Origin of the sequence: Daejeonella sp. (genome assembly GCF_044342615.1) — a bacterium.
Classification (GTDB): domain Bacteria; phylum Bacteroidota; class Bacteroidia; order Sphingobacteriales; family Sphingobacteriaceae; genus Daejeonella.
The window spans coordinates 1-3780 of sequence record NZ_JBIIPN010000195.1 but is presented as its reverse complement, the minus strand read 5'-3'; the positions used below and the strand labels follow the sequence as shown (position 1 = coordinate 3780).

Annotated in this window: 2 protein-coding genes; one reads left to right on the top strand and one right to left on the bottom strand. The window is 33.7% G+C overall.

Annotated elements, in window-relative coordinates:
- Positions 1-1172 (bottom strand): helix-turn-helix domain-containing protein (locus ACIQ0D_RS12125; protein WP_395805982.1); only part of this gene is annotated, 1172 nt, incomplete at its 3' end.
- Between the two features lie 1001 nt (positions 1173-2173).
- Here ACIQ0D_RS12125 and ACIQ0D_RS12120 point away from each other — a divergent pair.
- Positions 2174-3780, top strand: a 1607-nt coding sequence (locus ACIQ0D_RS12120; RefSeq protein ID WP_395805980.1) for a lectin-like protein, incomplete at its 3' end; no start/stop codon positions are given.

Genomic DNA, 3780 nt, shown 5'->3' with positions numbered 1-3780 from the left:
TTATTTTCTAAGTACTCTGAAGGAGTGACACCCATAACAGCTTTAAAAGAAGAATAGAAATTAGATCTAGTAATAAATCCAGCTTTTATTCCGATACCGTCAATAGATAGTGTTTCGGTAAGCCCTTTATCCAATAGTTCTCTAGCATGGTTTACCCTGAATTCGGTTCTTACGGTGCTAAATTTCTTTTTCAGTAGGTGGTTAAAGCAATAAGCAACATGGTGTTGCGGTACGTTAAAAATCACAGCGATATGGCTCATTGAAAAGTCTGGATTTGCAAAAGGTTTTTCCCTTTCTAAATAGTCAAAGATTTCTGTTGAAAGAATTAAGAATGGATCTACATCCTTCGGCAAAGTTTTCTTTTTTCTTCTTCCATCAGAGGGGGTAATTATAGGCTCTTCTTTTCTGTCGGAAATAGGCATTCCATATAATATCTGTGGAAATAGAAACAAGGTGAGGGGTAGCATAAAAAAAACAATCCCTACTCCGAGGTGCAAAGGCATAGTGTTTATAAGTACCTTACTAATTCCTTGTTGAAATAAGTTTAGTGTGACAACTAAAAAACCTGTGGCTGCGGTACACGAAACAATGCTTAACCATAAAATCCATTTTTTTATGAAAAAATATTGTTGTTCTGGTATATGTTCAAGGATCTCTTTTTTAGGTTTAAAATTGAGTAGTTGAATAAAAACCACGAATGAATATCCAAGTAATAAGAGTGGTCTAGCTGTAAAACCAACTATGGGTGGATAAAGCCAATTTACCTTTATGCTAGTGATTTTATCAAGGTTTTGTATAATTCCTGAAACAATTTTTTCTTTTTCACTAAAAGGTACAATTAGATAAGGAGCTATTGCAACTAAATTGATAAGCGCTGGAATAAAATGTAAGAAATCTGTCCAATGGTTAAAAGCTTTCTTATCAGATAGCGATGCTTTAGTGTACAAATATAAGAGCGGACCAGGTAAAAGGTATAAAGGCGCAAAATGGTTGTAGAAAACAGCTAGCCAAAAAGATGAATGCGAATATATTGTAAAATGATGTGTTAATCCATAGCATGCAAAGGCTGTAAAAAATAAAGCCAAATAGCCAACATTCCTGTTTACTTTCCAATTGAAAGCAACAAGTATGACCGAGAGTATAATTGTTAATAAAGAGGAGTAGAAGAGCATTTATTTTTTAACTGTTATTGTAACCTAATAAGCACTAAAAATCTTTATTTAAACAATTAGCTCATTTTTTAAATTCATCATTTTAAAAATGGTATTTAAAAACAGTGCGATAAAATAAGGGCCGATCTTCACAACAAAAGGAGACATAACACATGTTTTTGAGCCCAATTTTTAAATCTGCCTTAAATTTAATCTATAATATAGTCATAAAAATTGGTTTCAGAAATAATGCTAATTATATACAAATTTCTTCATTTATTTCGGTTTATTCAATTCTAGGATAAATTTAATTGTTGATTATACTATTGTTTAATCTATTTAAATATTCTATTCCCAATTGAAAATATTTCTTAATTTTTCTCTTAAAATTCCATTATCGCAAGAATAAAATTTAACATTATATATACCAGCCAAACATAAAATTGAAAACTGCTAGATTTCTGCGCGTTGTGGGTATCCTATAATTTTTTTAATAAAAAATTATTAATCACTCATAAGATAAGTATTGTGGGACAGCTTAGATGTTTGCGTAATAGGATATTTTATGTAATTAAAGTAGATTGAATAAACTATCACATGAGCAAATTTGGGTTTTGCTAATTAATAATAGATATGTTTATAATTCGATTAATTTGAAATATAATTCCACAAAATCCCAATTCAATAAGGGAATAAAAAAATCAGATTGATAATAATATGTAATAATTTGAAATGTCCAATTTACGGGATCGTATCAAATTATAGTCGGCTTCCTTGCTTTTCCATTCTATTTTAACACCTAATAGATTTATTTAGTCCTATTTTCTTAAAAACAGGACTGATTTGGTGCTAGAAAATGATAATGGCTTAGATTATATGCCAAAATTTGCCCATTCGAAAATATTCTTTAACAGCTAAAAAACTAAACTAGAAAAACTAAACATTTAATAGGCTAACATGATTTTGAGAAATTTCATGCCTCTTGTGATGTTAAATACCTAATCGTTTGCAAATTCTAAACAATGAATAAATTATTAAGAAAAATCTCGCTCATAAAAATATCTTTCAAAGTTATTTTACTAGTTCTATTATCTATTTCAACTGCAAAAGCACAAATAGAGGTAAGTGTTCCTTTTAATGATGGGTTTGTAGGACTTAGAGGTAATAATGCTCAAGAAGCCACCAATATTCAGCGATTTTCTACTCTGACTATTGCAAAAGCATTTTTTGTTCAAACAACAAACTCGGGTCGTTTTGAAGCCCAAGGAAATGACATTACGGGAATTTTAAGGCTTCAACTTAATAATGGAGCTAAAGTAGATATTCCAGGGGCATTAGTTTGGAGAGAAAATACAGGAAACACTAATGTTTTGCTTGGATTTTTAGCAAATTCTTCTGTCTCTATGAATTTATCTGCTTATGGTGGTCCAAACTACTCTATTCAAGGAGGAAATGCAACAGAAAAATCTAATTTCGGTTTTAAACTTAATGGGGTCACTTACACATTACCAAATACTGGAGGTTCTTTAAACGGAAATGCAGCATCGATTGACGTAGCATTACTAAATTCGTATTTAGATGCAGGTCCTAGAGTGATTTCTCCTAATCCAGCAAATTTTGTTTTAAGTACAGCCAACCAAGATCCAGGAGATTTTTCTCTAGCAAATTTTGGAGCCAGCGACATCTTATTAGCCTCGATTGGATTAGTTAATCCTCCAACTGGGGCTAGCTTTAGTTTTGGTACAAGTGCTGGCCTTACAAGGTCTACGGGCTACAATTCTTGGACAGGCCTTACTCGTATTAGCTTTACAGGGACTCAAGCAAATATTAATACTGCACTTGCTTCTCTTTCTGTCGCTACAGGTACAGGAGCAGGAGATATCAAAATTTCTGTATCTGCAACTGTAAATGAACCTGGTAATTTCTATAATCCAATAAATGGACATTTTTATAAGCCGGTAAGTTGGCCTAATTCTGGACGTAGTGGAGGTGCTAGTGTTTATCCACAGATCTTAGCCGATGCAGCTGCATTAACTTTTAAGGGGAGTCCTGGATACTTAGTTACGATTACCTCAGCCACAGAGGATAGTTTCGTTTCAACAAATACAACAGCGCAAAATGTTTTAATTGGTTTATCCGATAAAGATCAAGAGGGAGTATATAAATGGGATTCTGGTCCTGAAGCAGGAACAGTAATTAGAAATGGATCTACAAATGTTTCTGGAAAATATAATAATTGGGCAAGTGGTGAACCAAATAACTGGGGATCGGGTGAAAACTATGTTGTAACTAACTGGAACGGCGGAACTACATGGAATGATTTTGGACCACCTGCAACCCAATTCCCGGGAAGTATTAGTTCTTATATTGTAGAATTTGGTACTTGGACTGACCCTGATGATAATGCATTTTTAGATTTTTATTCTGCAAGTACTACCTATGTGGCTAACTGTCCTTCTGCTCAAGCTCCTGCTGCACCTGTTGTGGTAACAGAAGGAACTACAACTGGTGCTGGTACGGTACGATTGGTAGTTTCTGTCCCTGCTGGTGTAACTGTAGATTGGTATGCTTCTGCTACTGGTGGCTCAGTACTTCCTGGCGGTCAGGGTGTTACTACCTTTACTACCCC